The sequence below is a fragment of the Streptomyces sp. WAC05374 genome (assembly GCF_004353505.1).
Classification (GTDB): Bacteria; Actinomycetota; Actinomycetes; order Streptomycetales; family Streptomycetaceae; genus Streptomyces.
The window spans coordinates 142,881-168,060 of the sequence record NZ_SMNQ01000015.1; the positions used below are offsets into that span (position 1 = coordinate 142,881).

General features: G+C 69.5%; 22 protein-coding genes and 4 tRNA genes. 18 read left to right on the forward strand and 8 right to left on the reverse strand.

Annotation, left to right across the window (positions count from 1 at the left end):
- Positions 1–40: 40 nt before the first annotated feature.
- Positions 41–529 carry a YajQ family cyclic di-GMP-binding protein gene (locus E2B92_RS25065; protein WP_126885165.1) on the reverse strand — a complete coding sequence of 163 codons (489 nt, stop codon included), beginning with the start codon at positions 527–529 and terminating at the stop codon, positions 41–43.
- 205 nt (positions 530–734) lie between these two features.
- Here E2B92_RS25065 and E2B92_RS25070 point away from each other — a divergent pair.
- Positions 735–816 (forward strand) — tRNA-Tyr (locus E2B92_RS25070).
- Positions 817–967: 151 nt separating this feature from the next.
- Here E2B92_RS25070 and E2B92_RS25075 read toward each other — a convergent pair.
- From E2B92_RS25075 to E2B92_RS25085, 3 genes are read right to left on the reverse strand one after another with little or no spacing between them, the layout of a single operon-like run.
- Positions 968–1,468 (reverse strand): GyrI-like domain-containing protein, encoded by a 501-nt coding sequence (locus E2B92_RS25075; protein ID WP_126885166.1) that lies wholly within the window; start codon positions 1,466–1,468, stop codon positions 968–970.
- On the reverse strand, positions 1,468–2,124 hold the full coding sequence (locus E2B92_RS25080) for an SDR family oxidoreductase (protein WP_126885167.1): 657 nt from the start codon (positions 2,122–2,124) through the stop codon (positions 1,468–1,470). Before E2B92_RS25080 ends, E2B92_RS25075 begins: the two co-directional genes overlap by 1 nt.
- A gap of 34 nt (positions 2,125–2,158) precedes the next feature.
- The gene (locus E2B92_RS25085) at positions 2,159–3,391 is read right to left on the reverse strand and encodes an amidohydrolase family protein (protein WP_126885168.1); all 1,233 of its coding nucleotides are present in this window, start codon (positions 3,389–3,391) and stop codon (positions 2,159–2,161) included.
- Positions 3,392–3,721: 330 nt separating this feature from the next.
- On the opposite strand from E2B92_RS25085, the gene E2B92_RS25090 reads away from it, so the two are divergent.
- The 6 genes from E2B92_RS25090 (at position 3,722) to E2B92_RS25115 (ending at position 6,342) form a co-directional block, all read left to right on the forward strand.
- Positions 3,722–3,794, forward strand: a tRNA-Thr gene (locus E2B92_RS25090).
- 47 nt (positions 3,795–3,841) lie between these two features.
- Positions 3,842–3,914, forward strand: a tRNA-Met gene (locus E2B92_RS25095).
- Between the two features lie 93 nt (positions 3,915–4,007).
- A complete protein-coding gene (gene rpmG, locus E2B92_RS25100) occupies positions 4,008–4,172 on the forward strand; it encodes a 50S ribosomal protein L33 (protein WP_003948671.1) in 165 nt (54 codons plus the stop codon).
- An 83-nt stretch (positions 4,173–4,255) separates the two neighbouring features.
- The gene (locus tag E2B92_RS25105; protein WP_126885169.1) at positions 4,256–4,711 is read left to right on the forward strand and encodes a MaoC family dehydratase N-terminal domain-containing protein; all 456 of its coding nucleotides are present in this window, start codon (positions 4,256–4,258) and stop codon (positions 4,709–4,711) included.
- Between the two features lie 4 nt (positions 4,712–4,715).
- Entirely contained in the window at positions 4,716–5,144 is a 429-nt protein-coding gene (locus tag E2B92_RS25110; RefSeq protein ID WP_126885170.1) for a MaoC family dehydratase, read from the forward strand.
- A 139-nt stretch (positions 5,145–5,283) separates the two neighbouring features.
- Positions 5,284–6,342, forward strand: a complete 1,059-nt coding sequence (locus E2B92_RS25115) for a UDP-N-acetylmuramate dehydrogenase (protein WP_126885171.1) — start codon at positions 5,284–5,286, stop codon at positions 6,340–6,342.
- 18 nt (positions 6,343–6,360) lie between these two features.
- On the opposite strand, the gene E2B92_RS25120 is transcribed toward E2B92_RS25115, so the two are convergent.
- Entirely contained in the window at positions 6,361–6,996 is a 636-nt protein-coding gene (locus tag E2B92_RS25120) for an NAD(P)-dependent oxidoreductase (RefSeq protein ID WP_126885172.1), read from the reverse strand.
- Between the two features lie 51 nt (positions 6,997–7,047).
- On the opposite strand from E2B92_RS25120, the gene E2B92_RS25125 reads away from it, so the two are divergent.
- A complete protein-coding gene (locus E2B92_RS25125) occupies positions 7,048–7,659 on the forward strand; it encodes a TetR/AcrR family transcriptional regulator (RefSeq protein ID WP_126885173.1) in 612 nt (203 codons plus the stop codon).
- Between the two features lie 19 nt (positions 7,660–7,678).
- Here E2B92_RS25125 and E2B92_RS25130 read toward each other — a convergent pair whose 3' ends face one another.
- Positions 7,679–8,698, reverse strand: coding sequence for an adenosine deaminase (locus tag E2B92_RS25130; protein WP_126885174.1), 1,020 nt, complete (start codon positions 8,696–8,698; stop codon positions 7,679–7,681).
- 132 nt (positions 8,699–8,830) lie between these two features.
- Positions 8,831–10,057, reverse strand: a complete 1,227-nt coding sequence (locus E2B92_RS25135) for a pyridoxal phosphate-dependent aminotransferase (protein ID WP_160159785.1) — start codon at positions 10,055–10,057, stop codon at positions 8,831–8,833.
- Positions 10,058–10,251: 194 nt separating this feature from the next.
- Between E2B92_RS25135 and E2B92_RS25140 the strand changes: the two genes are divergently transcribed.
- From E2B92_RS25140 to E2B92_RS25190, 10 genes are all read left to right on the forward strand, one after another.
- Positions 10,252–10,324 (forward strand) — tRNA-Trp (locus E2B92_RS25140).
- Positions 10,325–10,426: 102 nt separating this feature from the next.
- On the forward strand, positions 10,427–10,711 hold the full coding sequence (gene secE, locus E2B92_RS25145; RefSeq protein WP_126885176.1) for a preprotein translocase subunit SecE: 285 nt from the start codon (positions 10,427–10,429) through the stop codon (positions 10,709–10,711).
- A 77-nt stretch (positions 10,712–10,788) separates the two neighbouring features.
- Entirely contained in the window at positions 10,789–11,685 is an 897-nt protein-coding gene (nusG, locus tag E2B92_RS25150; RefSeq protein WP_126885177.1) for a transcription termination/antitermination protein NusG, read from the forward strand.
- 160 nt (positions 11,686–11,845) lie between these two features.
- Positions 11,846–12,280, forward strand: coding sequence for a 50S ribosomal protein L11 (gene rplK / locus E2B92_RS25155; protein WP_064069966.1), 435 nt, complete (start codon positions 11,846–11,848; stop codon positions 12,278–12,280).
- Positions 12,281–12,360: 80 nt separating this feature from the next.
- Complete coding sequence (rplA, locus tag E2B92_RS25160) at positions 12,361–13,089, forward strand: 50S ribosomal protein L1 (RefSeq protein WP_126885178.1); 729 nt, start codon at positions 12,361–12,363, stop codon at positions 13,087–13,089.
- Positions 13,090–13,244: 155 nt separating this feature from the next.
- Positions 13,245–14,213: a hypothetical protein gene (locus E2B92_RS25165; RefSeq protein ID WP_126885179.1), complete on the forward strand. Its 969-nt coding sequence runs from the start codon at positions 13,245–13,247 to the stop codon at positions 14,211–14,213.
- 498 nt (positions 14,214–14,711) lie between these two features.
- On the forward strand, positions 14,712–15,242 hold the full coding sequence (gene rplJ, locus E2B92_RS25170) for a 50S ribosomal protein L10 (protein WP_126885180.1): 531 nt from the start codon (positions 14,712–14,714) through the stop codon (positions 15,240–15,242).
- A gap of 113 nt (positions 15,243–15,355) precedes the next feature.
- Positions 15,356–15,742, forward strand: a complete 387-nt coding sequence (gene rplL / locus E2B92_RS25175; protein ID WP_126885181.1) for a 50S ribosomal protein L7/L12 — start codon at positions 15,356–15,358, stop codon at positions 15,740–15,742.
- Positions 15,743–16,282: 540 nt separating this feature from the next.
- On the forward strand, positions 16,283–19,768 hold the full coding sequence (gene rpoB / locus E2B92_RS25185; RefSeq protein WP_126885182.1) for a DNA-directed RNA polymerase subunit beta: 3,486 nt from the start codon (positions 16,283–16,285) through the stop codon (positions 19,766–19,768).
- 96 nt (positions 19,769–19,864) lie between these two features.
- Positions 19,865–23,764, forward strand: coding sequence for a DNA-directed RNA polymerase subunit beta' (locus E2B92_RS25190; protein ID WP_126885183.1), 3,900 nt, complete (start codon positions 19,865–19,867; stop codon positions 23,762–23,764).
- Positions 23,765–23,921: 157 nt separating this feature from the next.
- Here E2B92_RS25190 and E2B92_RS25195 read toward each other — a convergent pair whose 3' ends face one another.
- Positions 23,922–24,761 (reverse strand): M48 family metalloprotease, encoded by an 840-nt coding sequence (locus E2B92_RS25195; RefSeq protein WP_235023964.1) that lies wholly within the window; start codon positions 24,759–24,761, stop codon positions 23,922–23,924.
- Positions 24,762–25,180 lie beyond the last annotated feature (419 nt).

The following is a 25,180-nucleotide window of genomic DNA, read 5'->3' on the forward strand; positions in this document are numbered from 1 at the left end:
CCCCGAACCGCCCGGTCCACCGGCACAGCCGGTGCGCGGTCTACCGGTAGTTCACGAACTGGAGGGCGAAGTCGAAGTCCTGCCCCTTCAGCAGCGCGATTACGGCCTGGAGGTCGTCCCGGCTCTTGGAGCTGACCCGCAGCTCGTCGCCCTGCACCTGCGCCTTGACACCCTTGGGGCCCTGGTCGCGGATGATCTTCGCCACCTTCTTGGCGTTGTCCTGGGAGATGCCCTCCTCGATGGAGGCGAAGATCTTGTACTCCTTGCCGGAGAGCTGCGGCTCACCGGCGTCCAGCGCCTTCAGCGAGATGCCGCGCTTGATCAGCTTGGACTGGAACACGTCGAGGATGGCGTTGACCCGCTCCTCGGAGTTCGCCTGCATCAGGATCTTCTCGCCGGACCAGGTGATGGAGGCCCCGACGTTCTTGAAGTCGTAGCGCTGCGAGATCTCCTTCGCCGCCTGGTTGAGGGCGTTGTCGACCTCCTGCCGCTCGACCTTCGAGACGATGTCGAAACTGGAGTCGGCCATGTCCTGTGGCTCCTTGGGTCGCGTGCGTAGAGGTTGCCTAGAGGCACGGCCGGGGTCCCCCGGCCGCCACGGCAAAGCCTAGCCATCCCACTCGCCACGGGCGCTGATCAATCCGGTGGCGAAGCACCCCCGGACATCAGGTATCGTTTACGTCGTTGCCGGGGAGCACCGCCGAAAAGCGGTCACCCTCGCGGCGACATCCCATGGCGGTGTGCCCGAGTGGCCAATGGGAGCGGACTGTAAATCCGTCGGCTTAGCCTACCCAGGTTCGAATCCTGGCGCCGCCACGCGATGAACGGCCCCTGATCTGCGGAAACGCGATCAGGGGCCGTTTGCGTACGGCGGTGCGCACGCGCGCGTGAGGCGGTGCGCGGGTTCCGCGTAACGGCTGCGCGCCTGTGCGCGTACGGCCCCGTGCGGGCGTCCGGAAAAGGCCGCTCAGCCGGCGAGGCGGAAGGCCAGTTCCGTCTCCCACCGGGACGGGTCCGGCTCCACGCGCGGGTCCGTGCGGTAGGACTCGATGCGGCAGCCCCACCGCTCGACGCCGTCCACCTCCCGCATGTCCCACTCCAGGCCCCGTCCGTCCGCCCACTCCCGCAGCGTCGCGGCGGCCTCGAGCAGTCGGTCGGGGTGGCCGACATGGGTGAGCGTCGCGTACCGGCCGGCCGGCAGCATCGCCACGCCGATGTCGCCCTCCGGCTCCGGCAGCGAGCCGTGAGGGACCGGAATGCCCGCCTCCACCTCCGACTCGCCTTCCATGTCCACGGTGTTGAACCGGAAGAACGGCGCGTCCGCCATCTCGATGCCCCGCGCCATCACCCACCCCACGAGCTCGGGCAACCGGTCGGCGACCTCCGCGAAACCCCGCATCGTCACGGAGCGCCGCATGAAGACGTACGGCTGCTCCGCGCGTTCCACCACGACCGGTTCGGGGAACATCACTCGCCCGCGACGGCCTTCACCGCCACCGCCACCGGCACCGAACCGCCGACCAGCTCCAGCGTCAGCCCGGCCGTCGCCGGCGTCTCCACCAGTTCGGCCAGCACCGCCGCCACGTCGTCACGCGCCACCGGTCCCCGCCCGGTGGACGCCTCCAGCCGCACCAGCCCGGTGCCGGCGTCGTTCGTCAGCATGCCGGGCTTCAGGATCGTCCAGTCCAGGCCCCGCTTGGCCCGTACGTAGTCGTCCGCCGCGCCCTTGGCCCGCAGGTACGCGTCGAAGACCTCGTCGCCCGGCCGGTCCGGATCGGCGCCCATCGACGACACCACCACGTAACGCCGTACGCCCGCCCGCTCCGCCGCGTCCGCGCAGAGCACCGCCGCGCCCCGGTCCACGGTGGCCTTGCGCTCCGCACCGCTGCCCGGCCCGGCCCCCGCCGCGAAGACGACCGCGTCCGCCCCCGCCAGTACGGCCGCGACCATCTCCACGGTCGCCGACTCCAGGTCCATCACGACCGGTTCGGCACCCGCCTCGCGCAGCGCGTCCGCCTGTTCCGGATTGCGGATGATGCCCGCGACCTCGTGCCCGCCCGCCGAGAGCAGCCGCTCCAGCCGCAGGGCGATCTGACCGTGTCCTCCAGCGATGACAATGCGCATGCTCTCGACCGTACGACCCAATCGGCGAAAACGCTCACGGACGGGCGTCCGGCCGCCCCTGGCGCGGCAGTTCGAGCGCCGCCGCCGAGTCGCAGTACTCCCGCACCGCGCTCGTCCGCGCCACCACCCGGCCGCGGTGCACCACGATCCTGCTGTACGCCAGCGACAGCACGCCCGACAGCCGTTCCCCGCGCACCGCCAGCAGTTCCGCCGGAAACCCCGCCTCCACCCGCACGGCGGGCAGGCCCATCGCCTCCCGAGCGGCCCCGCTCACCGCGCCGTACGCCTCCACCGGCCGCAGCCCGCCCCGGGAGGCCAGCAGGTACGCCGCCTCCAGGGGGTCGCCCCGGCCCACCGGGTTGGCCACGTCCCGCAGCGCCCCGCTCCCGGCCGCGACCCGCACCCCCGCCGCCCGCAGCAGCCGTACGGGTGCCACCTCCCGAACCGCCGAGCCGCCGCAGCCGCCCTGCGGCAGGCACACGACCGTCACCCCGGCCGCCGCGAGCTGGTCGGCCGCGCGGCCCGCCACGTCCTCCGGAAGCCGCCCCAGCGCGCCACAGGGCCCGATGGTGACCCCCGGCCGCAGCCCGCCCACCATGGCCGCCAACCGGGCGAGGCGCGCCGGATCGTCACCGTCCGTGTGCAGGTCCACCGGGCAGCCGTGCTCGGCCGCCACCTCCAGCACGGCCTCCGCGTACCCGGCCGGGTCGGGGTCCAGGTCGGGGCACCCGCCCACGACACCGGCGCCCATCTTCAGCGCGTCGCGCAGCATGGCGAGCCCGTCCGCTCCGGCCACGCCGGTCAGCAGCCGGGGCACGGCGACCGTCGTCAGGTCGGCCAGCCCCCGCAGGGAGCGCCGGGCCTGGAGGACCGCCTCCAGGGGGCCCAGACCCTGGACGTCGCCGATGCGCACATGGGCCCGCAGTGCGGTGGAGCCGTGCCCGAGCTGGAGCAGCGCGGCCTCGGTGGCGCGGCGCTGGACCTCCTCGGTGGCGTACGACACGGGGCCGGGGCAGTCGGCGCTGAGGGCGGTGTCGGCGTGGCCGTGCGGTTCGGCGGGGGCGGGCAGCAGCAGGTAGCCGGCCAGGTCGACGCGGGCGCCGTGGGTGGGCAGGCTGCCCGCGGTGCCGACGGCTTCGATGCGCCCGCCGCTGAGCCGTACGTCGACGGTCCGGCCGTCGGTGAGGCGGGCGCCGCACAGCAGCAGCGTGGTGGTGTCGGCGGTGGCGCCCTCGGGTGGCTGCGGCTGCTGGCTGTCGGAGGACATCGGGCTCCTGGCGGGCTCGGTGGCTCGGTGGTTCGGAGGGGTACGTACGTCGGCGGTCGGTTGCGGCGGCCGGCTGGGGGGACCGGCTCGGTGGATCGGGCGTGACCCGTGGCGGGGAGCCGTACGCACGGGCGTACGGAAGATCACGCAGCGTGAACCGAGCCTAGGGGCCGTACGACGGGGCTTCGAGGAGGAGCGCAATAGTCGTACCGGCGTGGGTCACGAGTGGCCCACGAGACGGGGGAGCCGGGGCCGGTACGCGGGCGGGGGCAGGGGCCGCGAATCGGATTTGGGCGAACGGCGGCCGACCGTGTAATGTCTTCATCGCTCGCCCCAATAGCTCAGTCGGCAGAGCGTCTCCATGGTAAGGAGAAGGTCTACGGTTCGATTCCGTATTGGGGCTCTGGTGTTCGGTGATCCTCGCCTTCGGGCGAGGGGATCCAGCATCACAGCGGTGTAGCTCAGTCGGTAGAGCAAGCGGCTCATAATCGCTGTGTCACCGGTTCAAGTCCGGTCACCGCTACTTACTTAGTGTAGCCGATTGTAGGGTCGGTCCTTCGATCGGCTACTCTTTCTTGCGTTCATCCGTCCATCCGTCCGTCATAGGAGCACTCACGTGGCTGCCACCGACGTCCGCCCGAAGATCACGCTGGCCTGCGTGGAGTGCAAGGAGCGGAACTACATCACCAAGAAGAACCGGCGCAACAACCCGGACCGTCTTGAGATGAAGAAGCACTGCCCGCGCTGCAACGCGCACACCGCGCACCGCGAAACGCGCTGAAACAGGCTCGTACACGAGGCCGTCCCCGTCAGGGGACGGCCTCGTGTCGTTTGTTGGAAGACTGACCAGGAGGTAGCGAGTCCATGGCGCTCGACCAGTCCTTCGTGGGGCGGACCTATCCGCCCACCGCGCCGTACGAGGTCGGCCGGGAAAAGATCCGCGAATTCGCCGAGGCGGTCGGGGACGCGAATCCCGTGTACACCGACACGGAGGCCGCCAAGGCGCTCGGCCACCCGGACGTGATCGCGCCGCCGACCTTTGTGTTCGCCATCACGTTCAAGGCCGCCGGCGAGGTGATCGCCGACCCGCAGCTCGGGCTGGACTACAGCCGCGTGGTGCACGGCGACCAGAAGTTCGCGTACACCCGGCCGGTACGGGCGGGGGACCGGCTCACGGTGACCTCGACCATCGAGGCGATCAAGTCGATGGCCGGCAATGACATTCTCGACGTCCGCGGCGAGGTCCACGACGAGGCCGGTGAGCACGTGGTGACCGCGTGGACGAAGCTCGTGGCCCGTGCGGCGGCAGAGGAGGCGTGAGGCGATGACCGCGAAGATCGCATTCGACGAGGTCGAGGTCGGCACCGAGCTGCCGGCGCAGAGCTTCCCCGTGACGCGCGCCACGCTGGTGCGGTACGCGGGTGCCTCGGGCGACTTCAACCCGATCCACTGGAACGAGAAGTTCGCCAAGGAGGTCGGGCTGCCGGACGTCATCGCGCACGGCATGTTCACGATGGCCGAGGCGATCCGGGTGGTGACCGACTGGATCGGCGACCCTGGCGCGGTGGAGGAGTACGGGGTGCGCTTCACCAAGCCGGTCGTCGTGCCGAACGACGAGACCGGCGCCCTGATCGAGGTCAGCGGCAAGGTCGCCGCCAAGCTGGACGACAACCGCGTGCGCGTGGACCTGACCGCCATGAGCGCCGGCCAGAAGGTGCTCGGCATGTCCCGGGCCGTGGTGCGGCTCGCGTAACGCTCCCCCGACGCGCCTGGGCGCCGCGCGGCACACCGCTCGCGCGGCGCCCGACGCGTGCTCCGGCCCGCGGAACGGGGGCGCCGGAGGCCGGAGGCGCCGCCGGGGGCTGTCGGTGGCGCACCGTAGTCTTGGGCGCGTGCAGGAAATCCATGACGCTCCCCTCGCCCCGCTGACCACCTTCCGGCTCGGTGGCCCGGCCACCCGGCTCGTGACGGCCACGACGGACGACGAGGTCGTCGCCGCCGTGCGCGAGGCGGACGAGACCGGGACGCCGCTGCTCGTCATCGGCGGCGGGTCAAACCTGGTCATCGGGGACAAGGGCTTCGACGGCACCGCCCTGCGCATCGCCACCCGGGGCTTCGCCCTGGACGGCACCCGGCTGGAGCTGGCGGCGGGCGAGGTGTGGACGGACGCCGTGGCCCGCACGGTGGAGGCCGGGCTGGCCGGCATCGAGTGCCTGGCCGGCATCCCCGGCTCGGCGGGCGCCACCCCGATCCAGAACGTGGGGGCGTACGGCCAGGAGGTCTCGGCCACCATCACGGAGGTCGTGGCGTACGACCGCCGGGCGGGCGAGACGGTGACCATTCCGAACGCCGCGTGCGACTTCTCGTACCGCCACAGCCGCTTCAAGGCCGACCCCGACCGGTTCGTGGTGCTGCGCGTCCGCTTCGAGCTGGAGGACGCGCAGGGCCTGAGCGCGCCCATCAAGTACGCCGAGACGGCGCGCGTGCTGGGCGTCGAACCGGGCGACCGCGTTCCCGCCGCGCTGGCCCGTGAGACGGTGCTCGGGCTGCGGGCGGGCAAGGGCATGGTCCTGGACCCGGAGGACCACGACACCTGGTCGGCCGGCTCGTTCTTCACCAACCCGATCCTGGAGCGTGAGCAGTACGAGGAGTTCCTCGGCCGCGTCCGCGACCGGCTCGGCCCCGACGTCACCCCGCCCGCCTTCCCGGCCGGTGAGGACGGCCGGGTGAAGACCTCGGCGGCCTGGCTGATCGACAAGGCGGGCTTCACCAAGGGGTACGGCAGCGGCCCCGCCCGGATCTCCACCAAGCACACCCTCGCCCTCACCAACCGGGGCGAGGCCACGACCGAGGACCTGCTGGCCCTGGCCCGCGAGGTCGTCGAGGGCGTACGGGACGCCTTCGGCGTCACGCTGGTCAACGAGCCGGTGACGGTCGGCGTCAGCCTCTGACGGTCGGACCGCGGCGGATCAGTACGCGACGGCCACCGGCTGCTTCACGGTGGCCGTGTCGTCGATCATCGCCAGCATCGCGTGCGCCACGTCCGCCCGCGCGATCCTGGCGCCGCCCCGCAGGCCCGTGCCCACCGCCGTGCGGTACCGGCCCGTCACGGGCCTGTCGAGGAGCTGCGGCGGCCGTACCGCCGTCCAGTCCGTCGCGCTGCGGCGCATCTCGTCCTCCATGAGCCGCAGATCGTCGTAGTGGGCGCTCAGCACACGGGAGACGACCGGGGTCAGGAGCCGCAGGAAGAGCGTCTCGTCCGCCGGCACCGGGCCGAGCGGTGCCGCGCTCACCGCGAGGAACCGCCGCGTCCCCTCCGCCTCCAGCGCCCGCAGAACGGGACGCGTCAGGGCCGACGCGACCCCGACCTGCTTGCGCGTGCGCGGCCCCAGCCCGGACAGCACCGCGTGGCGCCCCGCGACCGCCGCCCGCAGCGACGCGGCGTCGTCGAACCCGGCCACCTCGGCCACCTCCAGGCGCTCGTCGGCCACCGTGAGCCGAGCGGGGTCGCGCACCACCGCCGTGACGTGGTGACCCGCCGCCAGGCCCTGCCGGACAAGTTCCTGGCCGATCCCGCCGGTCGCCCCGAACACGGTCAGCTTCATGGTGCCCCCTCCAAGGGTGGGTGAGTGCTCACTCACCAGTAGAGTGAGTGAGTGACCACTCACCCGTCAAGCGACAAGCCCGCCCGGGAACGCATCCTCGACGCCGCCCACGAGCTGTGGCTCAGCGTCGGCCTGGCCCGCACCACCACCAAGGAGATCGCCAAGGCTGCCCGGTGCTCGGAGGCGGCGCTGTACAAGTACTACGGCAGCAAGGAGGAGCTGTTCATCGGCGTCCTCCAGCACCGCCTGCCCCGCCTCGCCCCGCTCCTGCACCGCCTCGCCGCCGACCCCGGCAGCCGCACCGTGGAGGAGAACCTCACCGAGGTCGCCCGCCGGGCGGCCCTCTTCTACGCCGAGAGCTTCCCGATCGCCGCGTCCCTGTACGCCGAGACCAGGCTCAAGGCCCGCCATGACGCCGCCATGCGCGACCTCGGGACCGGGCCGCACATGCCCATCGAGGCCCTGGACGCCTACCTGCGGGTCGAACGCGACGCCGGACGCGTCCGCCCCGACGCCGACACCTTCGCGGCGGCCTCCCTGCTCCTCGGCGCCTGCGCCCAGCGCGCCTTCGCCTACGACGCGATGGTCGGCAAGGAGCCCCCGCAGGACGTGGACGCCTTCGCCGCCGGCCTCGCCCGCACCCTGCTGGCAGGCATCGGCTGAGGCCCCGCCCGACCCCGGCCTAGCCGGCCAGCCAGTCGTCGACGCCCGCCAGCAGCTTCGCCCGGACGTCCTCGGGCGCCGCCGAGCCCCGGACCGACTGGCGGGCCAGCTCCGCCAGCTCCTGGTCCGTGAAACCGTGGTGCACGCGCGCGATCTCGTACTGCGCCGCGAGCCGCGAGCCGAACAGCAGCGGGTCGTCCGCACCCAGCGCCATCGGCACCCCGGCCTCGTACAGCGTCCGCAGCGGCACGTCCTCGGGCTTCTCGTACACGCCCAGCGCCACGTTCGACGCCGGGCACACCTCGCAGGTCACGCCCTTCTCGGCCAGCCGCCGCAGCAGCCTCGGGTCCTCCGCCGCCCGCACCCCGTGGCCGATGCGCGCCGCCCGCAGGTCGTCCAGGCAGTCACGCACCGAGGCGGGCCCGGTCAGCTCGCCCCCGTGCGGCGCCGCCAGCAGCCCGCCCTCCCGGGCGATCGCGAACGCCCGGTCGAAGTCCCGCGCCATACCGCGCCGCTCGTCGTTCGACAGCCCGAAACCGATCACGCCCCGGTCCGCGTACCGGACGGCCAGCCGGGCGAGCGTACGGGCGTCCAGGGGGTGCTTCATGCGGTTCGCGGCCACCAGCACCCGCATCCCGAGCCCGGTCTCCTTCGACGCGGTCTCCACGGCGTCCAGGATGATCTCCAGCGCCGGGATCAGCCCGCCCAGGCGCGGCGCGTACGAGGTCGGGTCCACCTGGATCTCCAGCCACCCCGAGCCGTCCCGCACGTCCTCCTCGGCCGTCTCGCGCACCAGCCGCTGGATGTCCTCCGGCTCACGCAGACAGGACCGGGCGATGTCGTACAGCCGCTGGAAGCGGAACCAGCCCCGCTCGTCGGTCGCCCGCAACTTGGGCGGCTCGCCCCCGGTCAGCGCCTCGGGCAGGTGGACGCCGTACTTGTCGGCGAGCTCCAGCAGGGTCCCGGGCCGCATCGACCCGGTGAAGTGCAGGTGCAGGTGGGCCTTGGGCAGCAGCCGCAGATCTCGAACGTGCTCCATCCCGGGATCTTGCCAAAACCCCTGTCCGAGCGGCAGCCCCTTTCACCGATCGGGTGCTTGCGGGAACGGAAAAGCGGGCCCCATGGGAGCCCGCTTTCCACCACACCCCGAGAAGGGAATCCTTCAGGCGCCTCAGTCGCGCGCTTCCGCGAGCAGCTTCTGCATCCGCGACACGCCCTCGACGAGGTCCTCGTCACCCAGCGCGTACGACAGCCGCAGGTAGCCCGGCGTACCGAACGCCTCGCCCGGGACGACCGCCACCTCGGCCTCGTCCAGGATGAGCGCCGCCAGCTCCACGGAGGTCTGCGGGCGCTTGCCGCGGATCTCCTTGCCCAGCAGGCCCTTCACCGACGGGTACGCGTAGAAGGCGCCCTCCGGCGTCGGGCAGTACACGCCCTCGATCTCGTTGAGCATGCGCACGATCGTCTGACGGCGGCGGTCGAAGGCGGAACGCATCTCGGCGACCGCGTCCAGGCTGCCGGAGACGGCCGCGAGCGCCGCCACCTGTGCGACGTTCGACACATTGGACGTGGCGTGCGACTGGAGGTTCGTCGCGGCCTTCACCACGTCCTTGGGGCCGACGATCCACCCCACGCGCCAGCCGGTCATGGCGTACGTCTTGGCCACACCGTTGACGACGACGCACTTGTCGCGCAGCTCGGGCACGATCGCCGGCAGGGAGGTGAACTCCGCGTCGCCGTAGACCAGGTGCTCGTAGATCTCGTCCGTCAGCACCCACAGGCCGTGCTCGACGGCCCAGCGGCCGATCGCCTCGGCGTCGGCCCGGCTGTAGACGGCGCCGGTCGGGTTCGACGGGGAGACGAAGAGGACGACCTTGGTCCGCTCCGTGCGGGCGGCCTCGAGCTGCTCGACGGAGACCCGGTAGCCGGTGGTCTCGTCCGCGACGACCTCCACCGGAACGCCGCCGGCCAGCCGGATCGACTCCGGGTACGTCGTCCAGTACGGGGCCGGGACGATGACCTCGTCGCCCGGGTCCAGGATCGCGGCGAACGCCTCGTAGATCGCCTGCTTGCCGCCGTTGGTCACCAGGACCTGGGAGGCGTCGACCTCGTACCCGGAGTCCCGCAGCGTCTTCTCGGCGATGGCCGCCTTCAGCTCGGGCAGGCCGCCGGCCGGCGTGTAGCGGTGGTACTTGGGGTTGCGGCAGGCCTCGATCGCGGCCTCGACGATGTAGTCGGGCGTCGGGAAGTCCGGCTCACCCGCGCCGAAGCCGATCACCGGGCGCCCGGCGGCCTTGAGGGCCTTGGCCTTGGCGTCCACGGCGAGGGTGGCGGACTCGGAGATCGCGCCGATGCGGGCGGAGACCCGGCGCTCGGTGGGAGGGGTTGCAGCGCTCATACGGCCCATCGTCCCAGACCCCGGAAGGGCGCGGTACACAGGTTTCGCTGTACGGACGGCGGGCGAGCGGCGGGGTGCGCGTGCCGTGTCAGGAGCTATCTGTTCGACGCGGCGCCGCTGACCACGTACACTCTCTGCTCGTTGGCCCTCACCGACCACCTCCATGGATGCGGTAGGTTGGGGGAGAACCACAAAGGGTCGTAGCTCAATTGGTAGAGCACCGGTCTCCAAAACCGGCGGTTGGGGGTTCAAGTCCCTCCGGCCCTGCTACACACACCGCCAGGTTGTGTGCGCAGGTATGTACTTCATTGCACCGCCGTGCGGCTCCACCCGGGCGCGGCACGGCCGACCCGGAATCAGGTGAGAGACGTGACGGACGCCGTAGGCTCCATCGACATGCCTGATGCCGAGGACGCGCAGGAGTCGAAGAAGAAGGGCCGTAAGGGCGGCAAGCGCGGAAAGAAGGGCCCGCTGGGCCGTCTCGCGCTCTTCTACCGTCAGATCGTGGCCGAGCTGCGCAAGGTCGTCTGGCCCACTCGCAGCCAGCTCACGACGTACACCACGGTCGTCATTGTCTTCGTCGTCATCATGATCGGTCTGGTGACCGTGATCGATCTCGGCTTCCAGGAAGCAGTCAAGTACGTCTTCGGCTGATTCCCGCGGAGGGCGCCCACCCCGGCGCCCCTTTTCGCATGTTCCACCCCATCTGTATCCAGGAAGAAACAGCCACCGTGTCTGACCCGAACCTGAACGAGTCCGCCCAGGACGAGCTCGACGTCGTCGAGGCGGCCGACGAGGACCAGGCGGAAGCTGCGGACGCCGCTGCCGGCGAGGCCGCCGAAGAGGCCGCGCTCCACGTCGAGGACGAGGACGCGGACGAGGACGACGAGGCCTTCGAGGCCGTGGCCGAGGCCGAGGGCGCCGACGACGAGACCGCCGGGGCCGACGAGACCGCGGACGCCGAGGACGCCGAGGCCGAGGTCGAGGCCGACGAGGAGCCCGCCGCTCCGGTCGACCCGATCGCCGCCCTCCGCGACGAGCTGCGCGGTCTGCCCGGCGAGTGGTACGTCATCCACACCTACGCGGGCTACGAGAAGCGCGTGAAGGCCAACCTGGAGCAGCGCGCCGTCTCGCTGAACGTCGAGGACTTCATCTACCAGGCCGAGGTGCCCGAGGAAGAGATCGTCCAGATCAAGAACGGCGAGCGCAAGAACGTCCGGCAGAACAAGCTGCCCGGTTACGTGCTGGTTCGCATGGACCTGACGAACGAGTCCTGGGGCGTCGTCCGCAACACCCCTGGCGTGACCGGCTTCGTGGGCAACGCCTACGACCCGTACCCGCTGACCCTGGACGAGATCGTCAAGATGCTCGCCCCGGAGGCCGAGGAGAAGGCCGCCCGCGAGGCCGCCGAGGCCGAGGGCAAGCCGGCTCCGGCCCGCAAGGTCGAGGTGCAGGTCCTGGACTTCGAGGTCGGCGACTCGGTCACCGTCACCGACGGCCCGTTCGCGACGCTCCAGGCCACGATCAACGAGATCAACGCCGACTCGAAGAAGGTCAAGGGCCTCGTCGAGATCTTCGGCCGCGAGACCCCGGTCGAGCTGAGCTTCGACCAGATCCAGAAGAACTGATCGCACCCACGCTTCCGAACAGGTCAGACCGGGCTTCGCGCCCGTTCTGACCTGCTCGGTTTTTGGCCGCGCGGTGATACCCGTTATCGTTGTGCGGTATGCCTCCATCCGGATGATTCGGATGGCGGCTGAAAACTCTCACTAGGACCCGGAGAGAGCAATGCCTCCCAAGAAGAAGAAGGTCACGGGGCTTATCAAGCTCCAGATCCAGGCCGGTGCGGCCAACCCGGCTCCGCCGGTCGGCCCCGCCCTGGGTCAGCACGGCGTCAACATCATGGAGTTCTGCAAGGCCTACAACGCCGCGACCGAGTCGCAGCGTGGCATGGTCGTGCCGGTGGAGATCACGGTCTACGAGGACCGTTCCTTCACCTTCATCACCAAGACTCCGCCGGCCGCCAAGCTGATCCTCAAGGCCGCGGGTGTGGACAAGGGCTCCGGCGAGCCGCACAAGACCAAGGTCGCCAAGCTCACGAGCGCCCAGGTCCGCGAGATCGCCTCGGTCAAGCTGCCCGACCTGAACGCCAACGACCTGGACGCCGCCGAGAAGATCATCGCCGGCACCGCCCGCTCCATGGGCATCACGGTCGAGGGCTGAGCAGCCCCCGTACGACCTGTGGAAGGGCCACGCGCTGGCCCGGACCACAACTCCACACCTGAACCACACCAGGAGAAGCAGTGAAGCGCAGCAAGGCACTCCGCGGCGCGGACGCCAAGGTCGACCGGGAGCGTAACTACGCTCCTCTCGAGGCCGTCCGTCTCGCCAAGGACACCGCCACCACCAAGTTCGACGGCACCGTCGAGGTCGCCTTCCGCCTGGGCGTTGACCCGCGCAAGGCCGACCAGATGGTCCGTGGCACCGTGAACCTTCCGCACGGCACCGGTAAGACCGCCCGGGTCCTGGTCTTCGCGACCGGTGACCGTGCTGCGGCCGCGGAAGCCGCGGGCGCCGACATCGTCGGCTCCGACGAACTGATCGACGAGATCTCCAAGGGCAACCGCCTGAACGAGTTCGACGCGGTCGTCGCCACCCCGGACCTCATGGGCAAGGTCGGCCGCCTCGGCCGCGTCCTCGGCCCGCGTGGTCTGATGCCGAACCCGAAGACGGGCACGGTGACCATGGACGTCGCCAAGGCCGTCAACGACATCAAGGGCGGCAAGATCGAGTTCCGCGTCGACAAGCACTCGAACCTGCACTTCATCATCGGCAAGGTTTCCTTCGACGAGACGAAGCTGGTCGAGAACTACGCGGCGGCGCTGGAGGAGATCCTCCGTCTGAAGCCGTCCGCCGCCAAGGGCCGCTACATCAAGAAGGCGACCCTCACCACCACCATGGGCCCCGGCATCCCGCTGGACGCCAACCGCACCCGCAACCTCCTCGTCGAGGAGGACCCGGCCGCCGTCTGAATCTGACGGCAGTCGCGGGTCTCGCGTGCTGAGACCGGCCCCCGCAGCTCTACGGAGCGGCGGGGGCCGGTTTTATTTCGGGGACGTTGTCAGAGGCGTGCGTTACTGTCGCTTTTCGTATGCATAGGGAGAACACAGGGGTGGGGGACATACGCATGTCCGTACGGAAGCGCGCGGCGATCTCTCTGGTAGCGGTATCGGTACTCGCCGGTGCCGTGGGCTGCCAGGGCGGGGACGAGAGCGGCAAGGGCGACAAGAAGGCCGCGGGGGCGCCGGAGCTCCAGTCCCGCGCCGCGGTGACCGAGGTCGTCCAGGCGGCGTACAAGAAGACGGCCGAGGCCAAGACCGCCAAGGTCCGTATGAAGGTGACGACGTCCGGCGCGGGGGCCGCCGGCGGCATGGGCGACATGGAGATGTCGGGCGTCATGGGGTGGGACCCGACGCTCATGGACATGACCATGAAGATGCCGAAGGGCGCGGCCGGTGCCGCCGCCGACGAGGACATGCCCGACCAGATCCGTATGAAGTGGCTCGACGACGCCATGTACATGGATCTGGGCACCAAGGCCGCCCAGGAGATGGACGGCAAGCGCTGGATGAAGATGGACCTCGGCGCGATGGCCGCCGCGTCCGGCGACAAGGAGCTCCAGAAGCAGATGACGCGCGGTCTGGAGGACATGAACCAGTCCCCGGCCCAGCAGCTCGCCCTGCTCCTGGAGTCACCGGACCTCAAGCACGTCGGCTCCGAGAAGGTCGACGGCGTGGAGGCCCAGCACTACAAGGGCACGCTGTCCGTCCAGGACGTCATCAAGTCCAACGAGTCCTTCGACGTGCTCGGCGAGAAGGAGCGCAAGGATCTCGTCGCCCAGATCGAGAAGTCCGGCATCAAGGGCTACGACACCGAGGTCTGGGTCAATGAGGACGGCTTCCCCGTGAAGATGGACCTCGGCATGACGATGCCGCAGGGCAAGGTGGCGATCACCGCCACCTACTCCGACTACGGCGTCAAGGCCGCGGTGACGGCGCCGCCGGCCGCCGAGACCTTCGACTTCCTGAAGATGATGGAGGAGCTCGGCGCAGCGGGCGCGGGTACGGGCCCGGACGCCGCCGGCAGCGGCATCTGACCCCCTGATCCGCCCGGGGGCCCTGCTGGGCCCCGGGGCGGCCCCCGTCTCGGCCCGTACGGCTCAGTCCCGCCCATGGCCGGGGCTCCTGACCGCGCCGACCGCCCCCGGGGCACGGGACCGGCACAGGGGCACCCATGGCCCCCGGTGGCCCCGATTGGACCGTCCACGGGCGGGCCCCGGACCATCACCGGAGCCGACGCCGCCAAGGCGGCCGGTCCCGGCCGATTTGCTTGGGGTCGGGGGGGTCCCGTACTCTTCCACAGAAGCCAAAGACCGCTGGTCGTTGCTGCGCTCGTCAAGAGTCGCGGCGGCCGAAGGATCCGCTAGCTGCGGACGACCCGCGTAGGTGACAGTGGATGTACTCCCGGATGTCGCTCTTCATGAGTCCAGCCGGTTGAGTCACGCCCCGTGCGCCTGCGCCGGGGCGTTTCGTTTTGCCCAGTCTCCTTCCTTCAGCCCACGCGGTCCGAATCACCCGGAAGGAGGCCGAGGCTCATGGCGAGGCCCGACAAGTCTGCTGCGGTTGCCGAGCTGACGGACAAGTTCCGCAGCTCGAACGCCGCCGTGCTGACCGAGTACCGCGGTCTCACCGTGGCACAGCTCAAGACGCTGCGCCGTTCGCTCGGTGAGAACGCCCAGTACGCCGTGGTGAAGAACACGCTGACCAAGATTGCGGCCAACGAGGCCGGGATCACGACGCTCGACGACCAGTTCACTGGTCCGACGGCTGTCGCCTTCATCACCGGTGACCCGGTGGAGTCGGCGAAGGGTCTTCGTGACTTCGCCAAGGAGAACCCGAACCTGATCATCAAGGGCGGTGTCCTTGATGGTAAGGCGCTCTCCGCCGATGAGATCAAGAAGCTTGCGGACCTCGAGTCCCGCGAGGTTCTGCTCGCCAAGCTGGCGGGCGCCATGAAGGGCAAGCAGTCCCAGGCTGCCGCGCTCTTCCAGGCGCTTCCCTCGAAGCTCGTCCGCACCGTGGACGCGCTCCGTGCCAAGCAGGCCGAGCAGGGCGGTGCCGAGTAATTCGGCTCGCGCATTGATCGTGGCCCGCTAGGGCGACGGTCGCAGCGGGCCCAACGTACGCCCGCCTCACATGTACACCCGGCACCAGCCGATTTAGTGGAAGGACCGCCATCATGGCGAAGCTGTCTCAGGAAGACCTGCTCGCGCAGTTCGAGGAGATGACCCTCATCGAGCTCGCCGCGTTCGTTTCGGCGTTCGAGGAGAAGTTCGACGTCACCGCCGCCGCCCCGGTCGCCGTGGCCGCCGCTGCCCAGGGTGGTGGCGAGGGTGCCGCCGCCGCCGAGGAGAAGGACGAGTTCGACGTCATCCTCACCGGCGCCGGTGACAAGAAGATCCAGGTCATCAAGGTCGTGCGTGAGCTGACCTCCCTGGGTCTGAAGGAGGCCAAGGACCTCGTCGACGGCACCCCGAAGCCGGTCCTCGAGAAGGTCGCCAAGGACGCCGCGGAGAAGGCTGCCGAGTCCCTCAAGGCTGCCGGCGCCTCCGTCGAGGTCAAGTAACACCTCGCGAGTCTCCTGACTCGCTCAGCGCCCTCTCAGGGCGCTTGCGAAGGGCGATCACCCATGCGGGTGGTCGCCCTTCGGCGTTGCCGTGACGCCTGCCTTGCGCCGGCGCCGGCGCGGAGTATGGTGATCTTCGCCGTGCGCCCCACATGGCCCCACTTGGCTGGGGGCCTTGACGAACCGCACGCCGCGCGCAATTCTCAGGACGCGCCGTCACAACGATCCGGATCCGAGGCATGGATCGACGGCCGAACGGGCAGTATCGATGTGCGCCAACGGCGCGAGGTGCCGCGGAGTTGAGAACAACGAGGGTCGCGATTTACTCGCCCTGGACATCAGTGGGCCAAGTGGCTACACTGACCCTTTGCGCTGCCTGTTAGCTGCCCCCTGCCCGTCACCAGGGGCATCCCCTCGCAAGAGCACAGTTGACCGAATGCCCTGACCAGGCCCTTTGGCTGAAATCAGGAAGTCTGTCTCCGTGTCCGGCGTGGGACCGGTACGCGCGTAGTGAGTCCGAGCCCTCGGAAGGACCCCCTCTTGGCCGCCTCGCGCAACGCCTCGACCGCGAATACGAACAACGGCGCAAGCACCGCCCCGCTGCGCATCTCCTTTGCAAAGATCAAGGAGCCCCTCGAGGTTCCGAACCTCCTCGCGCTGCAGACCGAGAGCTTTGACTGGCTGCTCGGCAACGCCGCGTGGAAGGCTCGTGTCGAGGCGGCTCTGGAGTCCGGACAGGACGTCCCCACGAAGTCCGGTCTGGAGGAGATCTTCGAGGAGATCTCTCCGATCGAGGATTTCTCCGGGTCGATGTCGCTGACCTTCCGCGACCACCGCTTCGAGCCCCCGAAGAACTCGATCGACGAGTGCAAGGAGCGCGACTTCACGTACGCCGCGCCGCTCTTCGTCACGGCCGAGTTCACCAACAACGAGACCGGCGAGATCAAGTCCCAGACGGTCTTCATGGGCGACTTCCCGCTCATGACCAACAAGGGAACGTTCGTCATCAACGGCACCGAGCGTGTCGTGGTGTCGCAGCTCGTCCGCTCGCCGGGTGTGTACTTCGACTCCTCCATCGACAAGACGTCCGACAAGGACATCTTCTCCGCCAAGATCATCCCGTCCCGGGGTGCCTGGCTGGAGATGGAGATCGACAAGCGCGACATGGTCGGTGTCCGCATCGACCGCAAGCGCAAGCAGTCCGTGACCGTCCTCCTCAAGGCTCTCGGCTGGACCACCGAGCAGATCCTCCAGGAGTTCGGCGAGTACGAGTCCATGCGCGCCACCCTGGAGAAGGACCACACCCAGGGCCAGGACGACGCGCTGCTCGACATCTACCGCAAGCTGCGCCCGGGCGAGCCGCCGACGCGCGAGGCCGCTCAGACGCTGCTCGAGAACCTCTACTTCAACCCCAAGCGCTACGACCTCGCGAAGGTCGGCCGCTACAAGGTGAACAAGAAGCTCGGCGCCGACGAGCCGCTGGACGCCGGTGTGCTCACCACCGACGACGTCATCGCCACGATCAAGTACCTGGTGAAGCTCCACGCGGGCGAGACCGAGACGATCGGCGAGAACGGCACGCAGATCGTCGTCGAGACCGACGACATCGACCACTTCGGCAACCGTCGTCTGCGCAACGTCGGCGAGCTCATCCAGAATCAGGTCCGCACGGGTCTGGCTCGTATGGAGCGCGTCGTGCGCGAGCGCATGACGACCCAGGACGTCGAGGCGATCACGCCGCAGACCCTGATCAACATCCGGCCGGTCGTCGCCTCCATCAAGGAGTTCTTCGGCACCAGCCAGCTCTCGCAGTTCATGGACCAGAACAACCCGCTGTCCGGGCTGACGCACAAGCGTCGTCTGTCCGCGCTCGGCCCGGGTGGTCTGTCCCGTGAGCGGGCCGGCTTCGAGGTCCGTGACGTGCACCCGTCCCACTACGGACGCATGTGCCCGATCGAGACCCCCGAAGGCCCGAACATCGGTCTGATCGGTTCGCTCGCCTCGTACGGCCGCGTCAACGCGTTCGGCTTCGTCGAGACGCCGTACCGCAAGGTCGTCGAGGGCCAGGTCACCGACGAGGTGGACTACCTGACCGCCGACGAGGAGGACCGCTTCGTCATCGCCCAGGCCAACGCGCCGCTGACCGACGAGCTCCGGTTCGCCGAGGCCCGCGTGCTGGTCCGCCGCCGTGGCGGCGAGGTCGACTACGTCGCGCCCGACGACGTGGACTACATGGACGTCTCGCCGCGCCAGATGGTGTCGGTCGCGACCGCCATGATCCCGTTCCTCGAGCACGACGACGCCAACCGTGCCCTCATGGGCGCGAACATGATGCGCCAGGCCGTTCCGCTCATCAAGGCGGAGGCGCCGCTGGTCGGTACCGGCATGGAGTACCGCTGTGCCACCGACGCCGGCGACGTCATCAAGGCCGAGAAGGACGGTGTGATCCAGGAGGTCTCGGCCGACTACATCACCGTCGCCAACGACGACGGCACGTACACCACGTACCGCGTCGCCAAGTTCTCCCGCTCCAACCAGGGCACCTCGGTCAACCAGAAGGTCGTCGTCTCCGAGGGCGACCGCGTGATCGAGGGCCAGGTCCTCGCCGACGGCCCCGCCACCGAGAACGGTGAGATGGCGCTCGGCAAGAACCTGCTGGTCGCGTTCATGCCGTGGGAGGGTCACAACTACGAGGACGCGATCATCCTGTCGCAGCGCCTCGTGCAGGACGACGTCCTCTCCTCGATCCACATCGAGGAGCACGAGGTCGACGCCCGTGACACCAAGCTCGGCCCGGAGGAGATCACCCGGGACATCCCGAACGTCTCCGAGGAGGTCCTCGCCGACCTCGACGAGCGCGGCATCATCCGGATCGGTGCCGAGGTCGTCGCCGGCGACATCCTCGTCGGCAAGGTCACGCCCAAGGGTGAGACCGAGCTGACCCCGGAGGAGCGCCTGCTCCGCGCGATCTTCGGTGAGAAGGCCCGTGAGGTCCGTGACACCTCGCTGAAGGTGCCGCACGGCGAGACCGGCAAGGTCATCGGCGTCCGCGTCTTCGACCGCGAGGAGGGCGACGAGCTTCCCCCCGGTGTCAACCAGCTCGTGCGCGTGTACGTCGCGCAGAAGCGCAAGATCACCGACGGTGACAAGCTCGCCGGCCGTCACGGCAACAAGGGTGTCATCTCCAAGATCCTCCCGATCGAGGACATGCCGTTCCTCGAGGACGGCACCCCGGTCGACATCATCCTCAACCCGCTGGGTGTCCCGTCCCGAATGAACCCGGGACAGGTCCTGGAGATCCACCTCGGGTGGCTCGCCAGCCGCGGCTGGGACGTCTCCGGCCTCGCGGACGAGTGGGCGCAGCGCCTCCAGGCGATCGGCGCCGACCAGGTCGCGCCCGGCACCAACGTCGCCACCCCCGTCTTCGACGGTGCGCGTGAGGACGAGCTGGCCGGTCTGCTCCAGCACACGATCCCGAACCGCGACGGCGAGCGCATGGTGCTCCCGTCCGGCAAGGCCCGGCTGTTCGACGGCCGCTCCGGCGAGCCGTTCCCGGACCCGATCTCGGTCGGGTACATGTACATCCTCAAGCTCCACCACCTGGTCGACGACAAGCTGCACGCCCGCTCGACCGGTCCGTACTCGATGATCACCCAGCAGCCGCTGGGTGGTAAGGCTCAGTTCGGTGGCCAGCGCTTCGGTGAGATGGAGGTGTGGGCGCTGGAGGCTTACGGCGCCGCGTACGCCCTCCAGGAGCTGCTGACGATCAAGTCCGACGACGTCACCGGCCGCGTGAAGGTCTACGAGGCCATCGTCAAGGGCGAGAACATCCCCGAGCCCGGCATCCCCGAGTCCTTCAAGGTGCTCATCAAGGAGATGCAGTCCCTGTGCCTCAACGTGGAGGTGCTGTCCTCGGACGGCATGTCCATCGAGATGCGCGACACCGACGAGGACGTCTTCCGCGCTGCGGAGGAGCTCGGCATCGACCTGTCCCGGCGAGAGCCGAGCAGCGTCGAAGAGGTCTGACGGGTCTGGCCGGGGCCTCCTCGTGAGGCCCCGGCCCTGCCCCGGACCCGTACAGACCATGATTGAGACACGAACCCTGAGAGGGATTGACGCATAGTGCTCGACGTCAACTTCTTCGACGAGCTGCGGATCGGCCTGGCCACCGCGGACGACATCCGTCAGTGGTCCCACGGCGAGGTCAAGAAGCCGGAGACCATCAACTACCGCACCCTGAAGCCCGAAAAGGACGGACTCTTCTGCGAGAAGATCTTCGGCCCGACCCGGGACTGGGAGTGCTACTGCGGCAAGTACAAGCGCGTCCGCTTCAAGGGCATCATCTGTGAGCGGTGTGGCGTCGAGGTCACCCGCGCCAAGGTGCGCCGTGAGCGGATGGGTCACATCGAGCTGGCCGCTCCCGTCACCCACATCTGGTACTTCAAGGGCGTTCCGTCCCGCCTGGGCTACCTGCTGGACCTCGCCCCGAAGGACCTGGAGAAGGTCATCTACTTCGCGGCGTACATGATCACGTACGTCGACGAGGAGCGCCGCACCCGCGACCTGCCCTCGCTGGAGGCCCACGTCTCCGTCGAGCGCCAGCAGATCGAGAACCGCCGCGACGCCGACCTCGAGGCCCGCGCCAAGAAGCTCGAGACCGACCTGGCCGAGCTCGAGGCCGAGGGCGCCAAGGCCGACGTGCGCCGCAAGGTGCGCGAGGGCGCCGAGCGCGAGATGAAGCAGCTCCGCGACCGCGCCCAGCGCGAGATCGACCGTCTCGACGAGGTGTGGAACCGCTTCAAGAACCTCAAGGTCCAGGACCTCGAGGGCGACGAGCTGCTCTACCGCGAGCTGCGTGACCGCTTCGGCACGTACTTCGACGGCTCGATGGGTGCCGCGGCGCTGCAGAAGCGCCTGGAGTCCTTCGACCTCGACGAGGAGGCCGAGAAGCTCCGCGAGATCATCCGGACCGGCAAGGGCCAGAAGAAGACCCGTGCGCTCAAGCGCCTGAAGGTCGTCTCCGCGTTCCTGCAGACCAGCAACAGCCCCAAGGGCATGGTGCTGGACTGCGTCCCGGTCATCCCGCCGGACCTGCGTCCGATGGTGCAGCTCGACGGTGGCCGCTTCGCGACCTCCGACCTGAACGACCTGTACCGCCGTGTGATCAACCGGAACAACCGTCTCAAGCGTCTCCTTGACCTCGGCGCCCCCGAGATCATCGTGAACAACGAGAAGCGGATGCTCCAGGAGGCCGTCGACGCGCTGTTCGACAACGGCCGCCGCGGTCGCCCGGTCACCGGTCCCGGTAACCGCCCGCTGAAGTCCCTCAGCGACATGCTGAAGGGCAAGCAGGGTCGCTTCCGTCAGAACCTGCTCGGCAAGCGAGTCGACTACTCGGCGCGTTCCGTCATCGTCGTCGGCCCGCAGCTCAAGCTGCACCAGTGCGGTCTGCCCAAGGCCATGGCGCTGGAGCTCTTCAAGCCGTTCGTGATGAAGCGCCTGGTCGACCTGAACCACGCGCAGAACATCAAGTCGGCCAAGCGCATGGTCGAGCGCGGCCGCACCGTGGTGTACGACGTCCTCGAAGAGGTCATCGCCGAGCACCCGGTGCTGCTGAACCGTGCGCCCACGCTGCACCGCCTCGGCATCCAGGCCTTCGAGCCGCAGCTCGTCGAGGGCAAGGCCATCCAGATCCACCCGCTCGTCTGCACCGCGTTCAACGCGGACTTCGACGGTGACCAGATGGCCGTGCACCTGCCGCTGTCCGCGGAGGCGCAGGCCGAGGCCCGCATCCTGATGCTGTCCTCGAACAACATCCTCAAGCCGGCCGACGGCCGTCCGGTCACCATGCCGACCCAGGACATGGTGCTGGGCCTCTTCTTCCTCACCACGGACGAGGAGGAGCGCGAGGTCAAGGGTGAGGGCCGCGCCTTCAACTCCACCGCCGAGGCGATCATGGCCTTCGACATGGGCGAGCTCTCGCTCCAGGCGAAGGTCGACATCCGCTTCCCGATCGGCACCGTCCCGCCGCGTGGCTGGACCCCGCCGGTGGCGGAGGAGGGCGAGCCCGAGTGGCAGCAGGGTGACAGCTTCCGCCTGCGGACGACCCTGGGCCGTGCGCTCTTCAACGAGCTGCTGCCCGAGGACTACCCGTTCGTCGACTACTCGGTCGGCAAGAAGCAGCTCTCCGAGATCGTCAACGACCTCGCCGAGCGCTACCCCAAGGTCATCGTGGCGGCGACGCTCGACAACCTGAAGGCGGCCGGCTTCTACTGGGCGACCCGTTCCGGTGTCACCGTGGCCATCTCCGACGTCGTCGTTCCCGAGGCGAAGAAGGAGATCGTCCGTTCGTACGAGGCGATGGACGAGAAGGTCCAGAAGCAGTACGAGCGCGGTCTGATCACCAAGGACGAGCGCACGCAGGAGCTCATCGCGATCTGGACCAAGGCGACCAACGAGGTCGCCGAGGCGATGAACGACAACTTCCCGAAGACCAACCCGATCTTCATGATGGTGAACTCGGGTGCCCGAGGCAACATGATGCAGATGCGTCAGATTGCCGGTATGCGTGGTCTGGTGTCGAACGCGAAGAACGAGACGATCCCGCGTCCGATCAAGGCGTCGTTCCGTGAGGGTCTGTCCGTGCTGGAGTACTTCATCTCCACGCACGGTGCCCGTAAGGGTCTCGCCGACACCGCCCTGCGTACCGCCGACTCGGGTTACCTGACCCGTCGTCTGGTGGACGTCTCGCAGGACGTGATCATCCGCGAGGAGGACTGTGGCACCGAGCGCGGTCTGAAGCTGCGGATCGCGGTCAAGGACGAGGCGGGCGTGCTCCGCAAGGCGGACGACGTCGAGACGTCCGTGTACGCGCGGATGCTCGCCGAGGACGTCGTCGTCGACGGCAAGGTCATCGCGCCGGCCAACGTCGACCTGGGTGACGTGCTCATCGACGCCCTGGTCAACGCGGGTGTCGAGGAGGTCAAGACCCGCTCGGTCCTGACCTGTGAGTCCGCGGTCGGCACCTGTGCCTTCTGCTACGGCCGTTCGCTCGCCACCGGCAAGCTGGTCGACATCGGTGAGGCGGTCGGCATCATCGCCGCCCAGTCCATCGGTGAGCCCGGTACCCAGCTCACGATGCGTACCTTCCACACCGGTGGTGTGGCCGGTGACGACATCACCCAGGGTCTGCCCCGTGTCGTCGAGCTCTTCGAGGCCCGTACCCCGAAGGGTGTCGCCCCGATCTCCGAGGCCTCCGGCCGCGTGCGGATCGAGGAGACCGAGAAGACCAAGAAGATCGTCGTCACCCCGGACGACGGCAGCGACGAGACGGCCTACCCGATCTCGAAGCGCGCCAAGGTCCTGGTGCACGAGGGCGACCACGTCGAGGTGGGCCAGAAGCTCACCGCGGGTGCCACCAACCCGCACGACGTGCTGCGCATCCTCGGCCAGCGTGCCGTCCAGGTCCACCTGGTCGGCGAGGTCCAGAAGGTCTACAACTCGCAGGGCGTGTCGATCCACGACAAGCACATCGAGATCATCATCCGGCAGATGCTGCGCCGCGTGACGATCATCGAGTCCGGCGACGCGGAGCTCCTGCCGGGCGAGCTGGTCGAGCGGTCGAAGTTCGAGTCGGAGAACCGCCGTGTGGTCACCGAGGGCGGCCACCCCGCCTCCGGCCGTCCGCAGCTCATGGGTATCACCAAGGCGTCGCTGGCGACGGAGTCGTGGCTGTCCGCGGCCTCCTTCCAGGAGACGACCAGGGTCCTGACGGACGCGGCGATCAACGCCAAGTCCGACTCCCTGATCGGCCTCAAGGAGAACGTCATCATCGGTAAGCTCATCCCGGCCGGTACGGGTCTGTCCCGCTACCGCAACATCCGGGTCGAGCCGACCGAGGAGGCCAAGGCCGCGATGTACTCGGCCGTCGGCTACGACGACATCGACTACTCGCCGTTCGGCACCGGCTCCGGCCAGGCCGTTCCGCTGGAGGACTACGACTACGGTCCGTACAACCAGTAAGCGAGTCGCTTGATCGACCGAAGGGCGGTCACCCCGTTGCGTACGGGGTGACCGCCCTTCGGCGTGTGCTGGGCGGGGCCTGGGCGGAGCTTGGGAAGCCTTGGGCCGGGTGTAGGCGGGGCCTGGGCCTGGGCCTGGGCGGTGGCCTCGGCGGGCCCTAGCGCTGGGGTTTGGGCTGCAGGTACGGCTGGAGGTGGTGCAGCCGGGTGTGGTGGTCCGGGTGAGAGGCGAGCAGCTTGCTGAGCGCGCTCTCCTGGGGCGGGGGCTGGCCGTGGTACGCCGCGATCGCCGCGGCCTGCGCCTGCTGGTGCTGCTCCGCCTGGTGCAGCTTGTCCAGGACGGCGGCCAGCATGGGCGCGAAGCCCAGCGCCGCCGCGTGCTGGTCTGCCCGCAGCTCGGCGCGCCGGCCGACGGCGGCGAGCGCGTACGGCACGCCCAGGATGAGGAGCGGGAGCCCGTAGAGGGTGCTGACCGTCGCGAACGCGATGGCGCCGAAGACGAGGACGACGATCCCCATGCCGAAGCAGGAGAACAGCCGGGACACCCGGAAGACCGCCGACGACACGGCGCGCAGCACGCGCCACGCGATCCGGCCCGGCAGCGCGTACCAGTAGCCGAGCAGCGAGGACCAGGTGTGGCCGCCGACGTGGTGGCCCAGCTCGTGCGCCAGGACGGCGGCGAGCTCGCCGTTGGGGAGCTGGTTCATGGCGAAGCGGGTGACCCCGACGATGTGGCCGGCGGCCGCGACCGCGTTGAGGTGATCGCTGTCCTCCACCCACAGCTCGTAGGTGCGCCCCTCGACACCCGCGCGTGCGGTGACCTCCCGCCACACCGGTTCCAGCCGTGCGCGCTCCTGCGGCGTGGGGTGTCGCAGCTTCAGCAGCCGGCGGGCGATGGCGCTCTCGGTGGGCCGGTGGAACACCAGGGCCCCGCTGAGCAGCCAGGCGAAGAACACGATGACGCCGAGGCCGCCGAAGAGGAGCGAGACCAGGGCCATCACGAACAGGCTGCACAGGAAGTGGGGGAGGTAGAGCAGCAGGTTCCCGATGGCCGTGACGTCCGCGCCGCGCTGGCTGTCGGACAGGTGGATGCGCCGCCGGTCCGTGCTGATGTGGTGCGGATGGGCGGGGTCGTCGGGGTGGAGGGGGGTGAGGGGGGCGGCGGCCGTGGTGGGGATGGGGGGGGGGGGGGGGGGGGGGGGGGGGGGGGGGGGGGTGGGGGGCGGGGGGGGGGGGCGGGGGGGGGGGGGGGGGGGGGGGGGGGGGGGGGGGGGGGGGGGGGATGGGGCGGGGGCGGGGGGGGGGGGGGGGGGGGGGGGGGGGGGGGGGGGGTGCGGGGGTGGGGGGGGGGCGGGGCCGGGGGGGTGCGGGGGTACTGCGGGGCGGCGGCCGGCGGGGGCTGCGGCGGCTCGGGGTA

Excerpts from the sequence above, each read along its gene's own strand:
- E2B92_RS25065 (WP_126885165.1), bottom strand. The coding sequence starts at position 529 with ATGGCCGACTCCAGTTTCGACATCGTCTCGAAGGTCGAGCGGCAGGAG.
- E2B92_RS25075 (WP_126885166.1), bottom strand. The coding sequence starts at position 1,468 with ATGTTCCCCGAACCGGTCGTGGTGGAACGCGCGGAGCAGCCGTACGTC.
- E2B92_RS25080 (WP_126885167.1), bottom strand. The coding sequence starts at position 2,124 with ATGCGCATTGTCATCGCTGGAGGACACGGTCAGATCGCCCTGCGGCTG.
- E2B92_RS25085 (WP_126885168.1), bottom strand. The coding sequence starts at position 3,391 with ATGTCCTCCGACAGCCAGCAGCCGCAGCCACCCGAGGGCGCCACCGCC.
- E2B92_RS25105 (WP_126885169.1), top strand. The coding sequence starts at position 4,256 with ATGGCGCTCGACCAGTCCTTCGTGGGGCGGACCTATCCGCCCACCGCG.
- E2B92_RS25110 (WP_126885170.1), top strand. The coding sequence starts at position 4,716 with ATGACCGCGAAGATCGCATTCGACGAGGTCGAGGTCGGCACCGAGCTG.
- E2B92_RS25120 (WP_126885172.1), bottom strand. The coding sequence starts at position 6,996 with ATGAAGCTGACCGTGTTCGGGGCGACCGGCGGGATCGGCCAGGAACTT.
- E2B92_RS25130 (WP_126885174.1), bottom strand. The coding sequence starts at position 8,698 with ATGGAGCACGTTCGAGATCTGCGGCTGCTGCCCAAGGCCCACCTGCAC.
- E2B92_RS25135 (WP_160159785.1), bottom strand. The coding sequence starts at position 10,057 with ATGAGCGCTGCAACCCCTCCCACCGAGCGCCGGGTCTCCGCCCGCATC.
- rplK (WP_064069966.1), top strand. The coding sequence starts at position 11,846 with ATGCCTCCCAAGAAGAAGAAGGTCACGGGGCTTATCAAGCTCCAGATC.
- E2B92_RS25165 (WP_126885179.1), top strand. The coding sequence starts at position 13,245 with ATGTCCGTACGGAAGCGCGCGGCGATCTCTCTGGTAGCGGTATCGGTA.
- rplJ (WP_126885180.1), top strand. The coding sequence starts at position 14,712 with ATGGCGAGGCCCGACAAGTCTGCTGCGGTTGCCGAGCTGACGGACAAG.
- rplL (WP_126885181.1), top strand. The coding sequence starts at position 15,356 with ATGGCGAAGCTGTCTCAGGAAGACCTGCTCGCGCAGTTCGAGGAGATG.
- E2B92_RS25195 (WP_235023964.1), bottom strand. The coding sequence starts at position 24,761 with ATGGCCCTGGTCTCGCTCCTCTTCGGCGGCCTCGGCGTCATCGTGTTC.